26 protein-coding genes are annotated in these 22,079 nt (G+C 67.1%); 12 read left to right on the top strand and 14 right to left on the bottom strand.

The genetic code is table 11. The features are described 5' to 3' along the window. Positions 1-314 precede the first annotated feature (314 nt). The 10 genes from V6M63_RS00490 (at position 315) to V6M63_RS00445 (ending at position 8,637) form a co-directional block, all read left to right on the top strand. Positions 315-1,421 carry a BMP family ABC transporter substrate-binding protein gene (locus V6M63_RS00490; RefSeq protein ID WP_442909514.1) on the top strand — a complete coding sequence of 369 codons (1,107 nt, stop codon included), beginning with the start codon at positions 315-317 and terminating at the stop codon, positions 1,419-1,421. A gap of 25 nt (positions 1,422-1,446) precedes the next feature. Then, entirely contained in the window at positions 1,447-2,532 is a 1,086-nt protein-coding gene (locus V6M63_RS00485; RefSeq protein WP_332738405.1) for an ABC transporter permease, read from the top strand. Then, positions 2,532-3,452: an ABC transporter permease gene (locus V6M63_RS00480; RefSeq protein WP_332738403.1), complete on the top strand. Its 921-nt coding sequence runs from the start codon at positions 2,532-2,534 to the stop codon at positions 3,450-3,452. Before V6M63_RS00485 ends, V6M63_RS00480 begins: the two co-directional genes overlap by 1 nt. Positions 3,453-3,479: 27 nt before the next feature. Continuing rightward, the gene (locus tag V6M63_RS00475; RefSeq protein WP_332738401.1) at positions 3,480-4,496 is read left to right on the top strand and encodes a formamidase; all 1,017 of its coding nucleotides are present in this window, start codon (positions 3,480-3,482) and stop codon (positions 4,494-4,496) included. Then, positions 4,496-5,182 (top strand): biuret amidohydrolase, encoded by a 687-nt coding sequence (gene biuH / locus V6M63_RS00470; protein WP_442909513.1) that lies wholly within the window; start codon positions 4,496-4,498, stop codon positions 5,180-5,182. The genes V6M63_RS00475 and biuH overlap by 1 nt, the downstream gene beginning before the upstream one ends. Positions 5,183-5,192: 10 nt before the next feature. Beyond that, a complete protein-coding gene (locus V6M63_RS00465) occupies positions 5,193-6,752 on the top strand; it encodes an ABC transporter ATP-binding protein (protein WP_332738397.1) in 1,560 nt (519 codons plus the stop codon). Then, positions 6,749-7,408: a cysteine hydrolase family protein gene (locus V6M63_RS00460; RefSeq protein ID WP_332738395.1), complete on the top strand. Its 660-nt coding sequence runs from the start codon at positions 6,749-6,751 to the stop codon at positions 7,406-7,408. Before V6M63_RS00465 ends, V6M63_RS00460 begins: the two co-directional genes overlap by 4 nt. Before the next feature lie 107 nt (positions 7,409-7,515). Beyond that, a complete protein-coding gene (locus V6M63_RS00455) occupies positions 7,516-7,923 on the top strand; it encodes a helix-turn-helix domain-containing protein (protein ID WP_332738393.1) in 408 nt (135 codons plus the stop codon). Next, positions 7,923-8,081 carry a HipA N-terminal domain-containing protein gene (locus V6M63_RS00450; RefSeq protein ID WP_332738391.1) on the top strand — a complete coding sequence of 53 codons (159 nt, stop codon included), beginning with the start codon at positions 7,923-7,925 and terminating at the stop codon, positions 8,079-8,081. Before V6M63_RS00455 ends, V6M63_RS00450 begins: the two co-directional genes overlap by 1 nt. Before the next feature lie 100 nt (positions 8,082-8,181). Beyond that, a complete protein-coding gene (locus tag V6M63_RS00445; RefSeq protein ID WP_332738389.1) occupies positions 8,182-8,637 on the top strand; it encodes a HipA domain-containing protein in 456 nt (151 codons plus the stop codon). A gap of 27 nt (positions 8,638-8,664) precedes the next feature. Here V6M63_RS00445 and V6M63_RS00440 read toward each other — a convergent pair whose 3' ends face one another. The 10 genes from V6M63_RS00440 to V6M63_RS00395 form a co-directional block, all read right to left on the bottom strand. Further along, on the bottom strand, positions 8,665-9,420 hold the full coding sequence (locus V6M63_RS00440; RefSeq protein WP_332738387.1) for a GntR family transcriptional regulator: 756 nt from the start codon (positions 9,418-9,420) through the stop codon (positions 8,665-8,667). Further along, entirely contained in the window at positions 9,420-9,794 is a 375-nt protein-coding gene (gene hpxZ / locus V6M63_RS00435) for an oxalurate catabolism protein HpxZ (protein WP_332738385.1), read from the bottom strand. Before hpxZ ends, V6M63_RS00440 begins: the two co-directional genes overlap by 1 nt. Next, positions 9,795-11,189 carry an AtzE family amidohydrolase gene (locus V6M63_RS00430; RefSeq protein WP_332738383.1) on the bottom strand — a complete coding sequence of 465 codons (1,395 nt, stop codon included), beginning with the start codon at positions 11,187-11,189 and terminating at the stop codon, positions 9,795-9,797. Next, positions 11,186-11,404, bottom strand: coding sequence for a DUF4089 domain-containing protein (locus V6M63_RS00425; RefSeq protein ID WP_332738381.1), 219 nt, complete (start codon positions 11,402-11,404; stop codon positions 11,186-11,188). The genes V6M63_RS00430 and V6M63_RS00425 overlap by 4 nt, the downstream gene beginning before the upstream one ends. Beyond that, positions 11,401-12,225, bottom strand: coding sequence for an ABC transporter ATP-binding protein (locus tag V6M63_RS00420; protein ID WP_332738379.1), 825 nt, complete (start codon positions 12,223-12,225; stop codon positions 11,401-11,403). The genes V6M63_RS00425 and V6M63_RS00420 overlap by 4 nt, the downstream gene beginning before the upstream one ends. After that, complete coding sequence (locus tag V6M63_RS00415; protein WP_332738424.1) at positions 12,222-13,037, bottom strand: ABC transporter permease; 816 nt, start codon at positions 13,035-13,037, stop codon at positions 12,222-12,224. Before V6M63_RS00415 ends, V6M63_RS00420 begins: the two co-directional genes overlap by 4 nt. A 5-nt stretch (positions 13,038-13,042) precedes the next feature. After that, positions 13,043-14,056 (bottom strand): ABC transporter substrate-binding protein, encoded by a 1,014-nt coding sequence (locus V6M63_RS00410; protein ID WP_332738377.1) that lies wholly within the window; start codon positions 14,054-14,056, stop codon positions 13,043-13,045. Positions 14,057-14,247: 191 nt separating this feature from the next. After that, positions 14,248-14,397, bottom strand: coding sequence for a DUF3096 domain-containing protein (locus tag V6M63_RS00405; protein WP_332738375.1), 150 nt, complete (start codon positions 14,395-14,397; stop codon positions 14,248-14,250). 142 nt (positions 14,398-14,539) lie between these two features. Then, positions 14,540-14,854: a hypothetical protein gene (locus tag V6M63_RS00400; protein WP_332738373.1), complete on the bottom strand. Its 315-nt coding sequence runs from the start codon at positions 14,852-14,854 to the stop codon at positions 14,540-14,542. Positions 14,855-14,984: 130 nt separating this feature from the next. Continuing rightward, positions 14,985-16,508 carry a class I adenylate-forming enzyme family protein gene (locus V6M63_RS00395; protein ID WP_332738371.1) on the bottom strand — a complete coding sequence of 508 codons (1,524 nt, stop codon included), beginning with the start codon at positions 16,506-16,508 and terminating at the stop codon, positions 14,985-14,987. Positions 16,509-16,617: 109 nt separating this feature from the next. Between V6M63_RS00395 and V6M63_RS00390 the strand changes: the two genes are divergently transcribed. Continuing rightward, complete coding sequence (locus V6M63_RS00390) at positions 16,618-17,118, top strand: hypothetical protein (RefSeq protein ID WP_332738369.1); 501 nt, start codon at positions 16,618-16,620, stop codon at positions 17,116-17,118. Here the strand turns inward: V6M63_RS00390 and V6M63_RS00385 are convergent. From V6M63_RS00385 to V6M63_RS00370, 4 genes are all read right to left on the bottom strand, one after another. Further along, entirely contained in the window at positions 17,115-18,179 is a 1,065-nt protein-coding gene (locus tag V6M63_RS00385) for a pyridoxal phosphate-dependent aminotransferase (protein WP_332738367.1), read from the bottom strand. The two genes, V6M63_RS00390 and V6M63_RS00385, sit on opposite strands and share 4 nt — an antisense overlap. A gap of 22 nt (positions 18,180-18,201) precedes the next feature. Then, complete coding sequence (locus V6M63_RS00380; protein ID WP_332738365.1) at positions 18,202-18,897, bottom strand: aspartate/glutamate racemase family protein; 696 nt, start codon at positions 18,895-18,897, stop codon at positions 18,202-18,204. 4 nt (positions 18,898-18,901) lie between these two features. After that, the gene (locus V6M63_RS00375; protein ID WP_332738363.1) at positions 18,902-19,609 is read right to left on the bottom strand and encodes a GntR family transcriptional regulator; all 708 of its coding nucleotides are present in this window, start codon (positions 19,607-19,609) and stop codon (positions 18,902-18,904) included. An 88-nt stretch (positions 19,610-19,697) separates the two neighbouring features. After that, positions 19,698-20,420 carry a maleate cis-trans isomerase family protein gene (locus tag V6M63_RS00370; RefSeq protein ID WP_332738361.1) on the bottom strand — a complete coding sequence of 241 codons (723 nt, stop codon included), beginning with the start codon at positions 20,418-20,420 and terminating at the stop codon, positions 19,698-19,700. Positions 20,421-20,659: 239 nt separating this feature from the next. Between V6M63_RS00370 and hydA the strand changes: the two genes are divergently transcribed. After that, positions 20,660-22,078: a dihydropyrimidinase gene (gene hydA, locus V6M63_RS00365; RefSeq protein ID WP_332738359.1), complete on the top strand. Its 1,419-nt coding sequence runs from the start codon at positions 20,660-20,662 to the stop codon at positions 22,076-22,078. Position 22,079: the final 1 nt, after the last annotated feature.

Below are 22,079 nucleotides of genomic sequence, written 5' to 3'. Positions count from 1 at the left end.
TGGCCCGCGCCCCGCTGGTGCGAGCCACGGTGCAGTTCATGCACCGCCGAGGGGCATGAGCGCGCCCGACGCACTGCACCCGTGCCCACAGGGGGCGCGGCCCGCCGGCCCGCGCCCCGGTGCCGGCCCACAACCGACGGCTCTACGCCCTTGAAGCGCGCCGCGCAGAGGCGCTGCGCAGCCGCGTGGCACGCCCATTGCTTGAAGTGCATCGTCTTGAATACAAGATGGTGTTATTTCAGAACCCGTCCCGACGCAAGACCACCGATCAACCAACCACCGGATATGAAGAGAGGTCTTTCATGGACAAGGCAATGTGGAACCGTCGCGACTGGATTCTGGGCTCGGGCGCCATGGGCGCCGGGCTGGCGTTGAGCGGGCTGCCGCTGGCCGCACGGGCGCAGGCGCCCATCACCGTGGGTTTCCTCTACGTGGGCCCGCGCGACGACTACGGCTACAACCAGGCCCACGCCGAGTCGGCCGCCGTGCTCAAGAAGATGCCGGGCGTGAAGGTGGTTGAAGAGGAGAGCGTGCCCGAGACGCAGGCGGTGCAGCGCAGCATGCAGGGCATGATTTCGCAGGACGGCGCCACGCTGCTGTTCCCCACCTCGTTCGGTTACTTCGATCCCCACATCCTGGCCGTGGCGCCCAAGAACGCGGGCGTGCGCTTCGCCCACTGCGGCGGCTTGTGGACGGCCGGCAAACACCCGGCCAACACGGCGAGCTACTTCGGCTACATCGAGGAAGCCCAGTACCTCAACGGCGTGGTGGCCGGCCACATGAGCAAGAGCAAGAAGCTCGGCTTCATCGCCGCCAAGCCGATTCCGCAGGTGCTGCGCAACATCAACGCCTTCACCATGGGCGCGCGCTCGGTGGACCCGAGCATCACCACCACCGTGATCTTCACGGGCGACTGGTCGCTGCCGGTGAAAGAAGCCGAAGCCACCAGCAGCCTGGCCGACCAGGGCGTGGACGTGTTCACCATGCATGTGGACTCGCCCAAGGTGATCGTGGAGACCGCCGCGCGCCGCGGCAAGATGGTCTGCGGCTACCACGCGGATCAATCCAGGCTCGCGCCCCAGGCCTACCTGACCGGTGCAGAGTGGAACTGGGTCACGCCCGTGACCACCATGATCGACGCCGCCCGCACCGGCAAGCCACACCCCAACTTCGTGCGCGGTGGGCTGCGCGACGGTTTCGTGAAGACCTCGGCCTACGGCCCCACCGTGAGCGAGCCGGCGCGCAAACAGGCCGACGCGATCAAGGCCCGCATGCTCAAGGGCGATTTCGACATCTTCGCGGGTGAAGTGAAAGACAACACCGGCAAGGTGGTGGTGCCCAAGGGCAAGGTCTTCAAGCAGACCGCGATCGAACTCGAGTCGATGAACTACCTGGTCGAAGGCGTCGTCGGCAAGGTCTGAGCGACTGCGGCACGCAGGCACCGCCATGACGAGCCGTTTCACCGACACCGCCGAGGCCGTGCTGCTGCCGGTGCTCGCCATCGCGGGCGCGCTGCTGCTCTTCGGCCTGTTCGTCGCGCTGGCGGGGTTCGATCCGCTGGAGGTCTGGGCGCTGTTGTTCCGCGGCGCCTTTGGCGATGCCTTCTCGCTGCAGAACACGCTGCAGCGCGCCGCGCCGCTGATGCTCACCGCGCTGTGCGTGGCGCTGCCCGCGCGCGCCGGCCTCACCATCATCGGTGGTGAAGGCGCGCTCATCGTGGGTGCGCTGACCTGCGCCGGCCTGCCCTATGTCTGGGCCGTGCCCGAGGGCCTGTTCGGCACCACCTGCCTGATGCTGGCCGCAGCACTCGGCGGGGCCGCGTGGATCGCGCTGGCGGGCTACCTGCGCCAGTTCCGCGGCGTGAACGAAACCATCAGCAGCTTGCTGCTGGCCTATGTGGCGGTCAACGTGTTCAAGCACCTGGTCGAAGGCCCGATGCGCGATCCGGCCAGCCTCAACAAGCCGTCCACCTTCGCGCTCAAGGACGGTTTGCTGATCGGGCCCATTGGGAGTTACGACGTGCACTGGGGGCTGGTGTGGGGCCTGGTGTGCTGCGTGCTGGCTGCCGTGTGGCTGGGCCAGACCACGCACGGATTCGCCACCCGGGTGGTGGGCGGCAATGTGCGCGCCGCCGGCCTGGTGGGTTTGCCGGCGGGGCGGCTGGTCATCACGGCGTGTGCGCTCGGCGGGGCGGCGGCGGGTCTGGCGGGGGGCATCGAGATCGCGGCGGTGCACACCGCGGCCAACGCGTCGGTGATTGCCGGGCTGGGCTACACCGGCATCCTGGTGAGCTTTGCCGCGCGCCACCACCCACTGGCCATCATTCCGGTGGCCATCGTGCTCGGCGGCTTCGGCGCGGCCGGCAGTTTGCTGCAGCGCCGCCTGGGCCTGCCCGACGCCTCGGTGCAGGTGCTGCTGGGCTTCGTCTTCGTGCTCATCCTCTCGGCCGAAGCCGCGCGCGGGCGCATCCGCTGGGACGTGCTCAAGCGTGTGCCGGCGCCACAACCCGCGCCACAAAAGGGAGCCGCCTGATGGACATGGACGCGATCGGTGCGGTGCTGCTGGCCATCCTGGGCGGCGCCATCCGGGTGGGCACGCCTTTTCTCTTCGTGAGCCTGGGCGAGTGCCTCACCGAGAAGTCGGGCCGCATCAACCTCGGCCTGGAAGGCGTGCTGGTGCTCTCGGCCATGAGCGCGTTCGGCGTGGCGTACTGGAGTGGCTCGGCCTGGCTGGGCGTGCTCGCCGGCTCGGCCAGCGGCGCGCTGCTGGCGCTGCTGCACGGTCTGGCGTGCTCGATGAGGCGCGTCAACGACATCGCCATGGGCATCGGCGTGATGATGCTCGGCATCGGCCTGGCGTTTTATCTCGGCAAGCCGCTGATCCAGCCGCAGGCGCCCACGCTGGGCTCACTTCCCCTGGGCAACTGGAGCGATTCGCCCCAGGTGCGCGCCGCGCTCGACATCAACGCGCTGTTCCCCATCGGCGTGGTGCTGGCGCTGCTCATGGCCTGGGCCTTTGCCAACACGCGCTGGGGCATGCTGGTGCGCATGGTGGGTGATTCGTCGGACGCCGCGCGCGCGCTCGGCACCTCGGTCACCTGGGTGCGCACGCTGGCCACCACCGCCGGTGGCGCCATCGCTGGTCTGGGCGGCGCGTCGCTCTCGCTGTACTACCCCGGCAGCTGGAACGAGGGCCTGTCCAGCGGTCAGGGCCTGATCGCAGTGGCGCTGGTGATCTTTGCGCGCTGGCGCCCCATGGCCTGCCTGTGGGCGGCGCTGCTGTTTGGCGGCGCGGGCGCGCTCGGCCCGGCGCTGCAGTCGGTCGGCGTCACGGGCTACTACTACCTTTTCAACGCCGTGCCCTACGTGATGACGCTGGTCATCCTGGTGGTCACTTGCGCACCGCAGCGTGTGCTGCGCGGTGCCCCCAGCGAACTCGGCGTGCAGCGCTGACCGAATGATGAAACCGGAGCCATGGGCATGAACGGATTGAGTGGTTTGAACAAGTCGCCGGGTGGGGTGGTGGTGGGCCTGGCCCAGCTGCAACTGCCGGTGGTGGAGACGCCGGCGCAGCTGGCCGCGCAGACGCAGAAGATCGTGGACATGGTGGGCAAGGCCCGCCGGGGCTATGCCCACATGGACCTGCTGGTGTTCCCCGAGTACGCGCTGCATGGCCTGTCGATGAGCACCGCGCCCGGGCTCATGGTGAGCCTGGACGGCCCCGAGGTCGAGGCCATGCGCCAGGCCTGCATCACCCACCGCATCTGGGGCTGTTTCTCCATCATGGAGGCCAACCCGGGCGGCAACCCCTACAACACCGGCATCATCTTCGACGACCAGGGCGCGCTCAAGCTCTACTACCGCAAGTTTCATCCCTGGGTGCCGGTGGAGCCCTGGGAGCCCGGCAACATGGGCATCCCGGTGATCGAGGGACCGTGCGGCATCAAGCTCGCGCTCATCATCTGCCACGACGGCATGTTCCCGGAGATGGCGCGCGAGTGCGCCTACAAGGGCGCCGAGCTCATGCTGCGCACGGCTGGCTACACCGCGCCCATCCGCCACGCCTGGCAGATCACCAACCAGGCCAACGCCTTCCAGAACCTCATGGCCACGGCCAGCGTGTGCCTGTGCGGCAGCGACGGCAGCTTCGATTCGATGGGCGAAGCCATGGTGTGCGACCACGAAGGCACGGTGGTCACCCAAGGCGGTGGCCGGCCCGACGAAATCATCTGCGCCGAGATCCGACCCGACCTGATCCGCGAAGCGCGCCTGCACTGGGGCGTGGAAAACAACCCCTACCAGTTCAGCCACCGGGGTTATGTGGCGGTGAAAGGTGGCGCGCAGGACTGCCCCTACACCTTCATGCAGGACATGGTGGCCGGGCGCTTCAGGCTGCCGTGGGAAGCCGAGGTGGTGCACACCGACGGCCGTTCTTGCGGCTTCGAGCCGCCCACGCGCGACTTCGTGGGCAACGTGCCCAATCTGCTGGAAAAGTGATGACGCTGTTCGCCCAAGCCCACCCCTACGCCTGGCCGTTCGACGGCGACTTGCGCGCGGCCAACACCGCGCTGGTCATCATCGACATGCAGATCGACTTCTGCGGCGTGGGCGGCTACGTGGACACCATGGGCTACGACCTGTCGCTCACGCGCGCCCCCATCGGGCCCATAGCCCGTGTGCTCGCCGCCGCGCGCGCCGCCGGCCTGCACGTGATCCACACCCGCGAAGGCCACCGGCCCGATCTGTCGGACCTGCCGGCCAACAAGCGCTGGCGCTCGCGGCAGATGGGCGCCGGCATCGGTGACGCCGGGCCGTGCGGCCGCATCCTGGTGCGCGGTGAACCCGGCTGGGAGATCATTCCCGAGCTCGCGCCGCTGCCCGGTGAGCCCGTGATCGACAAGCCGGGCAAGGGCTCGTTCCACGCCACCGATCTGGAGCTGATCCTGCACACGCGCGGCATCCGCAACCTGATCCTCACCGGCATCACCACCGACGTGTGCGTGCACACGACCATGCGCGAAGCCAACGACCGCGGCTTCGAGTGCGTGATGCTCTCCGACGGCACCGGCGCCACCGATCCCGGCAACCACCAGGCCGCGCTCAACATGATTCCCATGCAGGGCGGTGTGTTCGGCGCGGTGTCCGATGCGGCGGCCGTCATCCAGGCCCTGCAGTCGCTCTGAAGGACACACCATGCACGCGCTGCAACTCGACACCTACCAGCTGACCAAACGCTTCGGCGCCTTCACCGCGCTGGATGGGGTGTCGCTCACCGTGCGCCCGGGCACCGTGCACGCGCTGCTCGGCGAAAACGGCGCGGGCAAGAGCACCTTTGTGAAGGCCGTGGTGGGCTACCACCGGGGCGACGAAGGCGCGGTGCTGATCGACGGCCGCGAGCAGGACATCCACTCGCCCAGTGTGGCGCGCGAACTCGGCATCGGCATGGTCTACCAGCACTTCACCGTGGTGCCCGGCATGACGGTGGCGGAGAACCTGCTGCTGGCGCGCGGCGCGCTGCCCGCCGTGATCGACTGGAAGGCCGCGCGCGCCGAACTAGGTGCCTTCATGGCCAGCGCGCCGTTCTCGCTCGAGCTCGACGCCTATCCCGTTGACCTCTCGGCCGGGCAGAAGCAGAAGCTGGAGATCTTGAAGCAGATGCTGCTGCGCCCGCGCCTCTTGATCCTGGACGAGCCCACCTCGGTGCTCACGCCGCAGGAGGCCGACGAGGTGCTCGGTGCGCTGAAAGAGCGCGCGCACGCGGGCGACTGTTCCATCGTGATGATCACGCACAAGTTTCGCGAGGTCACGGCCTATGCGGACGATGTGTCGGTGCTGCGGCGCGGCCAGCTGGTGCTGAGCAAGGCTGTGGCGCAGACCGATCCCGACGAACTCGCGCACGCCATGGTCGGCCAGGCGGCCGAGAAGGCCTTGCTGGAGAAGACCGCACGGCCGTTCGACGCCGAAGTGATGCTGGCGGTGGACGAGCTCACGGTGATGGGCGATCGCGGCGACCTCGCACTCAACGGCCTCACGCTGCAGGTGCGTGCGGGCGAGATCCTGGGCATCGCGGGTGTGTCGGGCAACGGCCAGAAGGAACTGATGCAGGCCCTCACCGGGCAGCGCGCGCGTCTGGGCGGCGACGTCACGGTGCGCGGTGAGCCTTACGCCGGCCGACGCCAGCAAAACCGCGTGCTGGAGGTTCGCAGCCTGCCCGAGGAGCCGCTCATCAATGCCTGTGTGCCCGACATGAGCGTGTCGGAAAACATGGCGCTGCGCCTGTTCGACGAAGCACCGCTGGCCCAGGCCGGCTTTGTCCGGTGGCCTCGGCTTCGCGCCATGGCGCTGCGCTGGGTGGACGAGTACCGCGTGAAGACGCCGGGTATCGATGCGCCCATTCGCGCGCTGTCGGGCGGCAACGTGCAGCGCGCCGTGCTCGCGCGAGAGCTGGCAGGCGTTGCGAAGCTGCTGCTGGTCAGCAACCCGACCTTCGGCCTGGACTTCGCCGCCACCGCCGAAATCCACGCCCGGCTGGTGGCCGCGCGCAACCGGGGCGCGGCCGTGCTGCTGATCAGCGAGGACCTCGACGAATTGATGCAACTGGCCGACCGCGTGGCCGTGATCAGCGGCGGGCAGCTCGTGTTTGAAACCCCCGCCGATGGCGCCGACCGCAAGCTGCTGGGCGCCCACATGGCCGGTGGCCACGGTGATGAAGCTGCACAGAGCGAACCGCAGGCCGAGGAGGTCCTTGCATGAGCACCGTCGCAGCCCGCCCGTTCAACTTCGAACTGGACCCGACCCACGCCGCGCTGCTCATCATCGACATGCAGCGCGACTTCGTGGAGCCCGGTGGCTTCGGTGAATCGCTGGGCAACACGGTGGAACCGCTGCAGGCCATCGTGCCGGCGATCGCGAAGGTGCTCGCCGCCTGGCGCGCCATGGGTGGCCTGGTGGTGCACACGCGCGAATCGCACGCACCGGATCTGAGCGACTGTCCACCGGCCAAACGCCTGCGCGGGTCCCCCAGCCTGCGCATTGGCGACGTGGGTCCGATGGGGCGGGTGCTCGTGCGCGGCGAGCCGGGCAACCAGATCGTGCCCGCGCTGGCACCGGTGGCGGGTGAAGTGGTGATCGACAAACCCGGCAAGGGCGCCTTTTACGCCACCGACCTGCAGCAGCAACTGCAGGCGCGCGGCATCACGCAACTGGTGGTGGCTGGTGTCACCACCGAGGTGTGTGTGCAGTCCACGCTGCGCGAGGCCAACGACCGCGGCTTTGATTGCCTGGTGCTGGAAGACGGCACGGCCAGCTACTTCCCGGCGTTCCACGCCGCGGCGCTGGCCATGATCACCGCGCAGGGCGCGATCGTGGGTTGGTCGGCGACGTCGAAGGAGTTGCTCGAAGCCGTGTGAAGGCGGGGGTCGTTGGCGCCCTTCCCTACAAGTTGGGCCTTGTATTGTGCTTTCATAGGTCTTGGGATATAAATGCAAAAAACAAGCCAACGCTTGTGAGATGCATCATGACCACGACCACACTCCATTACGCAGACCAGCTCTCAACCCTCCTGCGGTCATTGAGGAAGCGGCGCAAGCTGACCCAGGCACAGCTGGGTGATGTGCTGGGCGTGAGCCAGGCCAGGGTTGCCGAACTGGAGGCCAAGCCTGGCGTTGTCGGCGTCGCACAAATGATCAAGGTGCTGGCCGCGCTCGGTGGAACGCTTCAGCTGACCGTCCACGACGACCAGGAAGCGGGACAGGCGCCGGCCCTGCAGCCCGGTGACGGTGTGCCGCTGCCTGAAGGCCCAGCTCAAAACAAGTCGAAGAGGGCCGCCTTCAAGCTCGAAGCAGCCGGTGAACACAGGGTGAGCGAGCCCAAACCGACCAGTACCAGCGCCTTGCCCCGGCACGGAAAGAAGGGTTCCTGGTGATGAAGCAGCTCGTCGTCTGGATGAACGGGGAGAAAGTGGCGACCTGGGAGGCAGGACGCACACACAAGCTCACCTACGAGGATTCGTGGACACGGTCCACCAAGGCCCGTTCACTCTCCTTGTCGCTGCCCCTGGGTCATCGATCATCGATGGCGTGACGGCCGAAGGACCTGCTCAGCCAGAGGATGAAGAACAGCCTTTTCGCATCTCGATCGCTGGCACCCAGGAGAAGACCGCACTGCTGTTCTGGAAAGGCCAATGGTGTCGTCCGTTGGGCGCCACGCGACGCAACTGGCCTTCTGGTTGTTGGCCGCTACCGATGGCCATGCGAAGAATTTCTCGATTTTCCTCAACCGTGAAGACGTCATCGAACTCACGCCGATCTACGACGTGCTCTCCATGTGGCCCTATTTCGGCAGCGCACCAAGCCAGTTCAACCGACGCAAGGCGGGGCTGGCCATGGGGGTCAAGTCCAGGCGCAAACACCATCAATTTCACACTGTCCTCGCCCGGCACTGGAACGGCATCGCCAGGGGCAATGGCGGCAACGCCCTGTGGGAGCGCATGCAGGCGATGGTTCAATCGGTTCCGGCCGCGCTGGATCGCGTCGAAGCCGCCTTGCCGGCGGACTTTCCCCAACGCACGTGGAGCCGGATTTCAGCTGGAATGAGAGAGCACGCCGACACCTTCACGGCTGGCCTGACCGATGTTTAGGCTTCCGTGCCAGCAGCTCCAGCGGCGTCAGGCAACAGGCGCCACCTGCTGAGCCAGGTACACCTGGTGCAAGGTGATCTTGCGCACCTCGGCCTGGCTGGTCTGGATGTGCGAGCGCAGCAGCAGATCGGCGCGGTCGGCCTTGCGCGCGAGGATGGCGCGCAGGATCTTGGCGTGTTCGTCGTAGGTGGCGTCGATGCGCACCTGCTGCAGGAAATCAAGCCGGCGGATGATGCGGATGCGCTCGGTCACCTCGTGGTGCACGCGCGCCAGCTCGGCGTTGCCGGCCGCGCTCACCAGGGTTTCGTGAAAAGCTTCGTCCCACGCGGCCACCTCGGTCGGGTCGGCGCTGCGCTCGGCCACGGGCACCAGCCAGCGTTCCTTGAGTGCCTGCAACTGCGGCGATGACGCCGCCACCTCCTGCAGGCACAGCCGCTGCACCGCGGCGGTCTCCAGCACCATGCGCAGGTCGTAGAGCTGGTCGAACTTGTCGAAGTCGAACGGCAGCACGCGCCAGCCGCTGCGAAACATCACCTCCACCAGGCCATCCTGCTGCAGGCGGAACAGCGCCTGGCGCACCGGCGTGCGCGAGACGTCCAGCCGCGCGCAGAGTTCGTGTTCGGTGAAGCGATCGCCGGGCACCAGGCGGAAGTCGGCAATGTCCTGCTTGACCTGGCGGTAGACCTCTTCGGCGCGCGACTGGAAAGGCTCGACCCTGGCGGCGGCCTTGGCGGCGACATTGCCGGGACGTGCGCGCACGGTGCGCAAGGTGCGTGTGACCATCAGGCCATCCAGCTCACATGGGCCGAGACCACACGCCAGCCATCGGCCATGCGCACCCAGGTCTGGCTCTGTCGGCCGGTGCGCGGGTTGCCCTCGCGCCGGAACTCGATGTTGGTGGTGGCCGCATCACGGCCGTGCGTGGTGATGGCGGTGCGCAGCACCGTGCGCTGCAGGCCGGCGGCGGGACGAGCGTTGCGAAACGCGCGGATCTCGTCGATGCCGTAGAGGTTTTCGGTGGCGCCATAGCGCAGCGTGTGGGGGCTGTCCCAGAACAGCTCGTCGAGCACGGCCACGTCGTTGCCGACCAGGGCTTGCTCATAGCGCTCAAAGGCGGCCGTCACTTCGGCCAGCACATCGGGCAGGTTGGTATCCATTCAGAACTCCGCGGGTTTGCAGTGGGCAAGGCCCGCATTGTGCAGCGCCATGCCGGCGCGCAGCGCGAGGTCTTCGCGCCAGGGTGCGGCAATCAGCTGCACGCCGAGGGGCAGGCCACCGGTGCCCTGCGGCCACAGGGGTGCGGCCACCACCGGACAACCGGCGAACGAGATGGGTTGCGTGAGCAGGCCGACCGAGGGGCGGCAGGGCAGGCGCTGGCCGTTGATCTCGACCCACTCGGTGCCCAGGGGTTGCGCCGGCACGGGCGTGGCGGGCGCGATCAACACGTCCCAGTCGCGGAACAGGGCGTTGACCTTGTCACGGTAGACGCGGCGAAAGCGCTGCGCGCGCACGTACCACGCGGCCGGCTGCAGCGCTCCCGAGATGAAGCGGTCCACCGACAGCGGCTCGTAGTCGGCCGCCAGTGTGCGCAGGCGCTGCAGGTGCAGGGCGCCGCCTTCGCTGGCGCTCACGATGAAGGCCGCCGCACGCGCTTGCACCGCATCGGGCCACTCCACGGTGGTGGTGGCGCCCAGCGCCTGCGCGGCGAGCGCCGCCACCTCGCGGGCGGGGGCGGTGGTGTGCTCGGCGAAGTAGCCGCCCAGCACCCCCACGCGCAGGCCTTGGGTGCCCAGGCTCAACAAGCGCGCGGTGGGCTGCACCATGGTGGCGTGGCAGCCCGGGTCCAGCGGGTCGGCGCCTTGCAGCGCGTCGTAGGCCAGGGCCAGGCCAGACAGGTCGTCGGCCAATGGGCCCAGGTGGTCCAGGCTGTGCACGAAGGGGTAGCTGCCTCGCCGCGAGAGCCGGCCGAAGGTGGGTTTGATGCCCCACACGCCGCACAGCGACGAGGGCACGCGGATCGAGCCGTTGGTGTCCGAGCCCAGCGTCAGGGGCACCTGGCCCGCGGCCACCGCCGCACCCGAGCCGCCCGACGATCCCCCGGCCGACCAATCGAGCCGATGCGGGTTGTGCGTGGGGCCAAAGTGGGTGTTCTCGGTGGTGAAGCCGTAGGCGTATTCGTCCATGTTGAGCGAGCCCACCAGCACGGCGCCGGCGGCCTGCAGGCGTTCCACCAGCACCGCGTCTGTCGTGGCGGGCGGGTTGGCGCGGTTGACCTTGGAGCCGGCCAGCGTCACCTCGCCGGCGATGTCGAACAGGTTCTTCACCGCGAAGGGAACGCCGGCCAACGGGCCCAGTGGCTCACCGCGCGCGCGTTGTGCGTCCACCCGCGCGGCCTGCGCACGGGCGGCCTCGAAGCGGGTGCCGGTGAAGGCGTTCACGCGCGCATCGGTGGCTTCGATGCGCGCGATGCAGGTCTCCAGCACGTCCGCCGCGCGCAGCGTGCCGCCGGCCACCGCTTGCGCGGTCCCGCTCAGTGACAGCGGTGCGTTCATGGCGCGCCTCGGTTGTGTGAAGGCTGGAACGGGGCCGGGCAGTAGATCTCGGCCGGCTCGTCATCCACCTTCAGCTCGAAGGCATCGATCAGCGCTGCGAGGGCTGCGGTGCGCTGCAGGTGGGTGGCCACGCGCTGCGCTTGTGCGTCGCTCAGGGGCAGGTCCACGGCCACGGCGGTGGCCTGCACATAGGCCAGGGTCTGCTCGTCGGTCATCGGCGCACCTCGCGCTGGAAGATCTCCAGGCTGCGCTTTTTGGCGGCGATGAAGCTCGCTTCGGACAGCGTGGCGGTGGTGCGCGGGCGCGGGTCGTCGTAGGGCAGGATCTCGGCCACCTTGGTCGGCCGCTTGGTGAGCAGCAACACCTGGTCGGCCAGGTACACGGCCTCTTCCAGATCGTGCGACACCAGCACCATGGTGGTGCCGGTCTGCATGAAGACCTCTTGCAGCTTCTCGCGGATGAACAGCGTCATCTCGAAGTCCAGCGCCGAGAACGGCTCGTCGAGGAACAGCACTTCCGGGTTGGGCGCCAGCGCCCGCATGATCGATGCGGTTTGTTGCTGTCCACCCGAGAGTTCGTAGGGGTAGCGGTGCAGGTCGAACTTCACGTCGAACGAGGCCACCAGCTCGGCCATGCGGCGATCCACCTCGGCCTTGCTTTTGCCTTCGAGCTTGAGCGGGTAGGCGATGTTGTCGATGGTGCGCATCCACGGGAACATGGCTTCGCGGTAGTTCTGGAACACGTAGCCGATCTTGGTGTCCTTGAGGCTTTTGCCGTCGAACAGGATCTCGCCACTGTCGATCGGCACCAGGCCCGCGATCATGTTGATCAGCGTGCTCTTGCCACAACCGTTGGGGCCGAACACCGACACGATCTTGTGCTTGGGGATGTCGAGGTCGAAGTTCTCGTACAGCGGCCAGCCCGCGAAGTACTTGGTGAGGCCGCGGATGGTGATGTGCGTGCCGGCCGGGCCGGGCATGAACTCGGGTGCGGGCACGTCGGCGTCGTAGACCGGGGCATTGAGCACAGCGTTCATCTTCCACTCCAGTGAACAATTTTTCGCTCAATGAGCAGGAAGAGCACGTTGAGCGCATAGCCCAGCGCGCCCGCCGCCAGGATGGACGCGTACATGTCCTTGACGTTCATCACTTGCTGCGAGTTGATGATGCGGTTGCCCAGGCCGCTGTCGGCGCCGATGAACATCTCGGCCACGATCACGATCACCAGAGCCATGGACACGGCCGAGCGCAAGCCCACGAAGCTCGGTTGCAGGCTTTCCCAGATCAGCACGTCCTTGAACACCTGCCAGCGCGTGGCGCCCATCACCCTGGCCGCCATCACCCGCTGCTTGCGCGCGTTGATCACGCCATACGCGCTGTTGAAGACCACGATCAACAGCGCGCCAAAGGCGGCGATGGCGACCTTGTTGATGTCGGACACGCCGAACACCATGAGGAACAGCGGGATGAGCGCCGACGAGGGCGTGGAGCGGAAGAAGTCGATCAGGAACTCCACGCTGCGGTAGGCTTTCTCGTTGCTGCCCAGCAGCACGCCCAGCGGCATGCCGACGATGGCGGCGATCAGGAAGGCCTGCACCGTGCGCCAGACGGTCACGGCAAAGTCGGTCAGCAACGGGCCGCCGGCCAGCCCGCTGAGCAAGGCGCCGATGGCGTCCACCGGCGCCGGCAACAAGATGGGTTTGATGAAGCCGGTGCGCACCACCAGGTCCCAGATGATGAAGAGCACGACCGGGCCAACGAAGGGCAGGGCGCGCCCCCAGTCGGTCTTGCGTTGAACCACCGGGGCGGCGTTGGCCGCCGGTGGCGTCCAGGGCTTGGCGGCTTCCATCGCGTTCAAGCCTTGTAGATCATGGTGTCGACCATGAGGCGCGAGCTGAAGATGCCCTTCTCGGAGAACAGGTCGAAGAACTTCTGGAAGTGGCCGATGTCGGCGGGCGTGAACTCGTTGTACATGGTGTAGGCGGCCAGGGGCACCTCGCCGGCGAGCGCGCCTTCGATGGGGGTGTAGCCCGTGAGGTACTTGCGCGCCTCCACCGGCTTGCTGCGCACGTAGGCCACGCCCTTGGCGTACGCCGCGACAAACTTCTTCGCCGCCTCGGGGTTCTTCTTGATGAACTCGGACGAGAGCGACGCCGAGCCGCCGAACCACGGCGCCATGTTGTCGCCCAGCACGTAGCGTGCAATGACACCCGCCTCCAGCACGCGGCTGGTGCCGTTCAGGCGGCCGATGGTGCCCGTGGGCTCCAGCGTGTAGGCGCCGTCGATCTGGCCCGCGGCGAGCGCGGCCACGTGCTGGCCGATCGGCAGCTCGACCACGGTGGCACCGGTGGCACCACCGCGCTCCAGGATGGTCTTGGCGAGGGTCACGTTCTGGATGCCGGGGCCCGAAGCCACGCGCTTGCCCTTGAGATCGGCCATTGCCTTGGCGGGGCTGGCCACCGGCACGATGACTTCGTCGAGCACGTTCTTCACGTTGCTGGGGTTGGAGCAGAAGATCTTGAAGGTGCCGGGCTGCGCCAGTTCGCCGATGGCGATGTTGGCCGAACCCGTGCCGTTGGCCGTGCCGTCGGAGCGGCCCGAGAGCACCGCCTCCATCACCTGCTGGGCGCCGGCGAACTTGAGCGGCTCCACGTCCAGGCCGGCTTCCTTGAAATAGCCCAGCTCGATGGCCGAATAGAACGGCAGGCCGGCGGCGATGGGCCAGTAACCCAGGCGCACCTTGGTGGCGGCCTGCGCGCGCAGGATGCGCGGTGCGCCCAGCACGCCGATGGCGGCACCCGCAACACCGAGCTGCAACACGGTGCGGCGACTGGAAGAAGTGGGCGTGGTGATGGGGGATTGCTTCATGGAGGACTCCAACGGGTTGAACAAGGGATGACGCACCAGGATGGAAGCGACCCGCACCATGCGTGAGCATTCCGTCTTGTATTCAAGATGGCTTGCAAGCTTGATGCCAACCCCGCAGGCGTGAAAAAGCCCGCCGCACTTCGGGTGCGGCGGGCTTGGGTGGTCAGACGCTGCGGCTCAGGCCGCGCGCCTCACAAACCGAGGTTGCGACCGAACAGGCCGACCAGGCCCACGATGATCAGGTAGAAGGCAACGATGTAGTTCAGCATGCGCGGCATGATGAGGATCAGGATGCCGGCGATGAGGGCCACCAGGGGGCCGATGCTCAGGTGAAGGTTCATGGCGGTTCTTCTTGAAAGAGGGTCGTGCTGGCGCCACAGAGATTGCAGCGCACCAGCCCGGGCATTGCATCATGTCGAGCCGCCGCCCACGGCGTCTGTGCGACGCCATACACACCGGGCGGGCCTCACTTCACGGCGCCCGCTACCTTTCGCGGAACGCGGGGGCTTGTGCGAAGGCCAGGCCTCCGCTTTGTGTTCGCTGGTAGTTCGCCTCGCTGACCTGCGGACTGCTGCGCCACTTGCGCACCACGTGGATGCTGCTGAGCCGGTCCACCAGACTCAGGCGGGGATACACCGCGGACAGCACCAGGAGGGCGGCCTCCTTGGGCGTGAGGTTCTCGCGCAGCGCCGTCGACAGCACCTCTTCGCGAAAAGCCGGGTTCAGTTCGGAGGTGGCGATGCCCAGTTCGAGCAGGGCGGCGTTGAAGGAGCGGTGGTACCAGAATTTTTTGAACATGCCGTGAGTAGATGCCCAAAGCACGCTTCGGTTCCCTCGTTGACAGGTAACGGAATGGTTAAGCTGTGCCAGCGAATCACAAACAGAAAAATGCGTGACCGCAGGCAACACGCGCCACCCACTTCAGCGCTCACAACCGGGTGCGCAACGCCGTCTTGAGCACCTTGCCGTAGTTGTTCTTGGGCAGCTCGTTCAGCAGCACATAACGCTTGGGTCGCTTGAAGCGCGCCATGTGCGCCAGGCAGTGCGCATCCAGCTGCTCGGTGTTCACGCTCGCGCGGGATTGAGCCACCACGAAGGCCACCACCACCTCACCCCACTCGGCGTCCGGTGCGCCCACCACCGCCACCTCGGCCACGCCCGGCGCGGTGAGCAGCACCTCTTCGACCTCACGTGGATAGATGTTGGAGCCGCCGCTGATGATCAGGTCCTTGCTGCGGTCCTTGAGGGTGAGGAAGCCATCGGCGTCCAGACAGCCCACATCGCCGGTGAAGAGCCAGCCGTCGCGCACCGCCGCGGTGGAGGCCTCGGGGTTGAGCCAGTAGCCGGCCATCACGCTGTCGCCCTTGACGAGCACCTCGCCCACCTCGCCCGTGGGCAGGCTGCGGCCATCCGCATCGGCCACGCGCACCTGCACCGGCGTCTGCGCCACGCCCACCGAGGCCATGCGCTCGGCCCAGCGCGGGTGCGTGGTGTCGGCCAGGTGCTGGCGCGAGAGCGCGGTGCCCACCATCGGGGTCTCGCCCTGGCCATAGATCTGCACGAAGCGCGGACCCATCACGTGCAAGGCGCGAGCGATGTCGGCCGCGTACATGGGGGCGCCGCCGTACACGATGGTCTTGAAGGCGCGTGCCGAATCGTCCGCGGACAGGCCGTGCTGCTCGGCGTGGTCCACCAGGCGCTTGACGATGGTGGGTGCGGCGAAGGTGGAGAGCGGTCCGAGGGCCTCACCCAATGCGTACAGCTCGGCCGGGTCCACACCCCCCGACGCGGGCACCATGTGGCGCGCGCCGGCCATGAGGTGCGGTATGGCGTAGATGCCCGCGCCGTGCGACATGGGCGCGGCATAGGCGATGACGTCATCCGCCGTCACCGGGTCCACATCGACGAAATAGGTGAGCCCCATGGTCAAGAGGTTGCGGTGCGTGAGCATCACGCCCTTGGGACGGCCGGTGGTGCCACTGGTATAGAAAAGCCAGGCCACGTCCTGCACATCGCGCTCGATCACCGGCACCGCCCACGCGTCGCTCACGGGTGCGAGCAGGTCGTCGCACGCGGCGGACTCCACATCGATCTGCTGCTCCAGCCCGGCCAGCGGTTCGGGGGCCACATCGTGCGTGACGAAGCCCCAGCGCGCGCCGGAGTTGGCCACGATCCACTCGGCTTCGCGTGGGTGCAGCTTGGCATTCACCGGCACCACCACCAGCCCGGCCCACCAGGCGGCCCAGAGGATCTCCAGGTAGCGCGGATGGTTGCGCATGAAGAGCACCACGCGGTCGCCCGGCACCAGGCCGGCGGCCACCATGCGCTGCGCCAGCCCCGCGCTGCGTTGCGCCCACTGGCCGTGGGTGGCCCAGGCTTCGGTGCCGTGGAGGATGGCGGGGCGCTCGGGGGTCTGGCGCGCGTGGCGCTGCAACAAATGGACAAGGCTCATCGGTGTCTCCGGGTGTCATGGGTGCGCTGGAGCACAGACCTTACACGCAGCGCCGGGTAGCGTGTCTGCATGGAAGCGCGCATGTCGTACAGCGCAAACGAGGAACACCATGAAACAACCGTCACCCATTCTGGCCCGCACCGCGCTGGTCGCGGCCTGTGCCTTGTCCACTGCGGGCGCCTGGGCCCAGTCCACCTACGAGCAAGACCGCGCGGCCTGCCTGCGCAGCGACTCGCAGCACGAGCGCACCAGTTGTCTGCGCGAAGCGGCCGCGGTTCGCGCCCAGAACAAGAACCGCAGGCCAATGACCAGTGAAACCCCGGAGTCGCGCATGCAGAACGCCCTGAAGCGCTGCACCAATCTGCCGCCCGAAAACAAGGCCCTCTGCGAGCGCATGGTGCGCGGCGAAGGCACCGTGAGTGGATCGGTGGAGGGTGGTGGCGTGATCCGGGAGCTGGTCACACCGGTGCCGGCAATTCCACCGATGCAACCCATGCCACCCGCACAGCCCATGCCACCGCCGGAACCGATGCCACCGATGCAGCCCATGGCTCCCCCGCAGCCGATGCAGCCGATGCAACCCATGCCCGGTGCGCCTGTGGTGCGCTAAACGCTGACACCTGCGGCGCGCAGGAACGCGCTGTTCTCTGCCACGGTGCCTACCGTCACGCGGATGCAGCCTCGCAGCCCATGCAGGCTGTCCTGTCGGCGCACGAGCACACCTTGCGCGAGCAGGTCCGCGTGCGCGGCAGCCGCATCGGGTGTGCGGATCAGCAGGAAGTTGGCGTGCGATGGCAGCACCTGCCAGGTGGGGTGCGTCCGCAGCGCATTGGCCAGGCGATCGCGCTCACGCAGCGTGATGGCCACACGCTCCCGCACATAGCCCGGATGCTCCAGCGCGACCTGTGCGCACACCGTCTGCATCAGCGACACACCAAACGGCGGCACCAGCTTGCGCAACTGCCGCGCCACCGCGTCTGAGGCCAGCGCGTAGCCCAGCCGCACACCCGCGAGCCCCCAGGCTTTGGAGAAAGTGCGCAGCAGCACCACGTGTGCGTGTCGCCGCGCGAGGTCGCGTGCGTCGTCGGGCGCGAACTGGTGGTAGGCCTCGTCCACCACCAGCAACCAGCCCGGGCAGGCTTGCGCCAGGCGCTCCAGCTCGTGCAGCGCGCAGAGCGATCCGGTGGGCGCATGCGGGCGCGGGATGTAGATGACACCAGTGGGGCCATCGCCCGTGGACGGGCCCAGAGCCTCGATCACCGCGTCCATGTCCAGCGACGTGTCGGCACGCAAGGGCACCTCGGTCAGTGCGGCGCCGAGCAGCTTGGCATCGAGCGCATACAGCGCGAAGTTGGGTGTGACCGTGACCACCCGCCCACCCAGCGCGCAGAGCTGGATCAGCAAGGCGATCAACACATTGCTGCCGGTGGTGACCACCGTGCCAGCGGCCGGCCAGGCATCGTGCGCGGCGATGGCCTCGCTCAAGGCCTCGGCGTTGAGATCGGTGTAGCGGTGCCACGGCGCATGGCGCAGCCGCTCCAGTGCGATGGCCTTCAGCTCGTCGGGAAAGTCGGCGAACGACTCGTTCTGGTCGAGCTTGATCGGGGCGTTGACGGGGATGAAGGGATAGTCCGGGCTGTTGAGAACGGCGGGGCGGATGGGGAGGGTCATGAATCGATTCTAGGGAGGCCGTCTAGGAAGACAGGCCCCAATGCTCGCGAATCAGTTGGACGGCACAAGCCACCCCATCAAAGACCGGAAGATTCAGGCGTTGCGACAGTGCCGGTGCGTAACCACACAACACCGCTCCGGCCAGTACGACGCTGCAGGCACCGCCTTCTCTCATCGGATGCGTTGCAACGGCGAGGGCGTCCAGTACCGAGGGCAGCACCTCGTGCGCCGCTGCATTGAATGCCTCTGGTGCATCGGGTGCGGCCACCCCCAACAGACGCTGCGACAGGCCCAGCGAAGCGACATGTTCGCGATAGCTGTTGCCCATGGTCGAGCCCAATGTCAGCAGGGCGAAGGGCTGACCTGTCAAGCAGGCCATGTGGCAGGCTGCCTCGGTCATGCCCACCACCGGGCGGGGGGTCCAGGCAGCTCGGGTGGCCGCCAATCCGCAGTCCAGTGAGATACCCACGATTGCAGCGTCGTGATCCGCCTGGTGCGCTTGGGCCATGGCCAGCACACGCTCGCCCGCCGCGGCCAGCTCGGCTGGCGAACGCACGGCGGCGGGTCCGTCGGTGGCGGTCAGTGCCGTCAGCGTTGCGCCAGCCGGCAGGTGGATGCGTGCGGAGCGGACCAGTCGCTCGGTGATGTGCACAGAGGTATTGGGATTGACCAGGAGCAGGCGTCGCCCGGTCGGGACGCCGTCTGTGTCGGGCGCCATCGCGTCAATCCTTGAAGACGGCTTCGAGGTCCACCTCGACCGCGCCACTGTCCAGCGACAGGCTGCGCTCGATGTGGTCCAGGTGGTCCAGCATCAGTGTTTCGGCGCGTGCGGTGTCGCGCTTGGCGATGGCCTCGATGATCTCGGCGTGTTCGTCTGCGCGGCAACTCATCGCCGTGGGTGCGTCGTAGAGAAAGATGATGAGACACGTCAGCGTCGAGAGCTCGCGCAGGCTGCGCAGCAGCGCCGTGTTTCCGGCCAGCTCGGCCAGCAGCACATGGAACTCGCCAGACAGCCGCACCACCGCTCGGCGATCGTCGCGGCGGCGGGCATCCATTTCCAGTTCCTGATGCTGACGCAATCGGGCCACCTTGTCGGTCGTCAGGTGGGCAACAAGGCGCTTGAGGATGGCCGGCTCGATCAGCCGTCTGGCTTCGAACACGTCCATGGCTTGCTGTGGCGTTGGCTTGGCCACAAAGGCGCCACGTTGCGGATACAGGTCGACGATTTGCTCGTGCGCCAGTCGACTGAGCACCTCGCGAACGCGGGCTCGACTGACGTCAAAAATCCTGGCCAGCCGGTCTTCGCCCAACTTGGTGCCCGGGTGCAGCCGGTGCTCCAGGATGGCGACGTAGATGCGTTCGTAGATTTCGTCGTTGGCGTTCTCTCGGGCCAGGAGGCTGGTGGGCTCAGAGCGGGCTTTGCGTGGCATGGACAAAATGCTGACGTGGCGCATCACACCGATGCTGCCGGCCATTCTATCGACGCCCATGTCGACATGCCGGTGCGTGCAACAGGGCTCACCAGCCATACAGGCGACCCCAGCCGGTCACATGGGCGGGCGACAGCGCTGCCGCACGCAGCATGCCCCACACGGTGGTGCTCACGGTGTCCAGCAGGGTGATGCCACTGCGGGCTTCGAAACCAGGCGCCAGGCGCGCGGCGTGCAGGTTGGTGCAATACGTGACCACGGCCTGTGGCCGGGCCGAGCGCACCTCGTCCAGCAAGCTGTCAATGTGCGCTTCGGGCACCAACCCGAACGCGTGGTTGACGGAAATGTCCAGATGGCGCTCGGCCACCACTTCCACTCCCTGTGCGGCGTAGTTGGCCACGATGCGTTGCTGCACATCGTTGGTGTAGGGGGTCACCAACGCCAGGCGGCGGATGTTTTGCAGGGCCAGCAGTTCATTGAGTGCCAGGACGGCGGTGGTGGCCACGATGCCGGTGCGCTCGCGAATGCGCTCGACCAGCCGAAGGTCCTGCTCGAAACCCATCCAGCCAGCGGCCGTTCCGCTCCATCCGATCACGTCCACTTTCGCATCGGCCAGCAGATCCGCCGCCGCCAGGATCTTGCTGTCGTCGAACTGGCCCAGGGCCTGTGCACTGAGCGAGATTTCGGTCACCTTGAAGCGGGAGAAATGCGCGGTGACATCGGGCAGGGAGGCCACGATGGCGCTGGTCAGCGGCTCCAGCGCGGTGTTGGAGGAGGGCGTGAGCACGCCCAGACGCACGGGATGGTTCATGGTGTCTTTCCTTGGCTTGCGGTTGTTGTGGGCCGAATCCAGGCCCGCCGCCGGATAAATGTCAACAACATTGTTGACGCCCATCGGGAAGCAACTTCCTATGAGAAAGCACATGGCATGCCCGATTTTGTCTGGCATGACGCTTGCAAGGTATGAGAAATGGAAACAGCTGCGCACCATTTTGTAGACATTGAAGTCGACAACTTGTGCGGTTGAGCCCACTGAGCCATCCACACCCCATGACCACGACTCCACCCCTCGACCTTGTTGTGCGCAACGCGCGCATCGCGACCGCCAGCGACTGCTATGACGGTGACATCGGCGTGCACCAGGGACGTGTTGTCCAGATTGGTGCATCGCTTCCTTCGGGTGTGCGCGAAGTTGATGCGCGCGGTCGCGTGGTGACTCCAGGCGGTGTGGACGCCCATTGCCACCTTGATCAACCGATGCCAGCGCCGGTGCGCATGGCCGACGACTTCGACACGGGCACGCGATCAGCAGCCTGTGGGGGTACCACCACGGTCATCCCGTTCGCGGCCCAACACAAGGGGCAGTCGCTGCGCGAAGCCGTGGACGACTACCACCGGCGCGCCCAGGGCAAGGCCCACGTGGACTACGCCTTCCACCTGATCGTGAGCGATCCCACACCCCATGTGCTGCAGCACGAGCTGCCAGCGCTGATCGCCGAAGGCTACTCCTCCTTCAAGATCTACATGACCTACGACGACCTCAAGCTCGACGACGGTCAGATTCTGGATGTGCTGTCCGTGGCCCGTGAGCACGGTGCCATGGCCATGATTCACGCCGAGAACGCAGACTGCATCGAGTGGCTGTCGCGCCGGCTGGAGGCGGCCGGCCGCGTCGCTCCACGCTTTCACGCGCTGGCCCGTCCCATGCTGGTGGAGCGTGAAGCCACGCACCGCGCGATATCGCTGGCCGAGCTGGTGGACGTGCCCATCCTCATCGTGCACGTGTCGGGCAAGGAAGCGGTGGAGCAGATCCGCTGGGCGCGCGCCCACGGCCTGCAGATCTACGCCGAGACCTGCCCGCAGTACCTGTTTCTGACCGCCGAAGACCTGGGCCTGGACGACAGCTACCAGGGCGCGCGCTGTGTCTGCAGCCCGCCGCCGCGAGATCAATCCAACCAGGAAGTGATCTGGAATGGTCTGCGTGACGGCCTCTTCACCGTGTTCTCTTCTGACCACGCGCCGTTCAATTACGACGGCACCGAGGGCAAGCGTCCCGCTGGCGAAGAGGTGTCTTTTCGCCACATTCCCAACGGCATTCCCGGCCTGGAGACACGCATGGCGTTGCTGTACTCCGAGGGCGTTCTGGGTGGCCGCATCACGCTGGAAAAGTTCGTCGAACTGACTGCCACCAACCCGGCCAAGGCCTACGGTCTGCATCCGCGCAAGGGGTCCATATCGATCGGAGCCGACGCCGATCTGGTCGTCTGGGATGAAGGCGAACGGGTGATCCGCAACAGCGAACTGCACCACGCGGTCGACTACACGCCTTACGAAGGCCGACGCTTGCGCGCCTGGCCCGCTCTCACCCTGGCACGCGGGGAGGTGGTCTGGGATGGCCAGTTTCAACCGCGTTCCGGCCGAGGCCAGTTTCTCGCGAGAAAAGCGCCCAGCCTCTGGTCACGTCGCTGAG

The sequence above is a fragment of the Hydrogenophaga sp. genome, assembly GCF_036675665.1.
GTDB lineage: Bacteria > Pseudomonadota > Gammaproteobacteria > Burkholderiales > Burkholderiaceae_C > Hydrogenophaga.
Note: the sequence above shows the minus strand (reverse complement) of the source record. Positions and strands in the feature narration are given on the sequence as shown.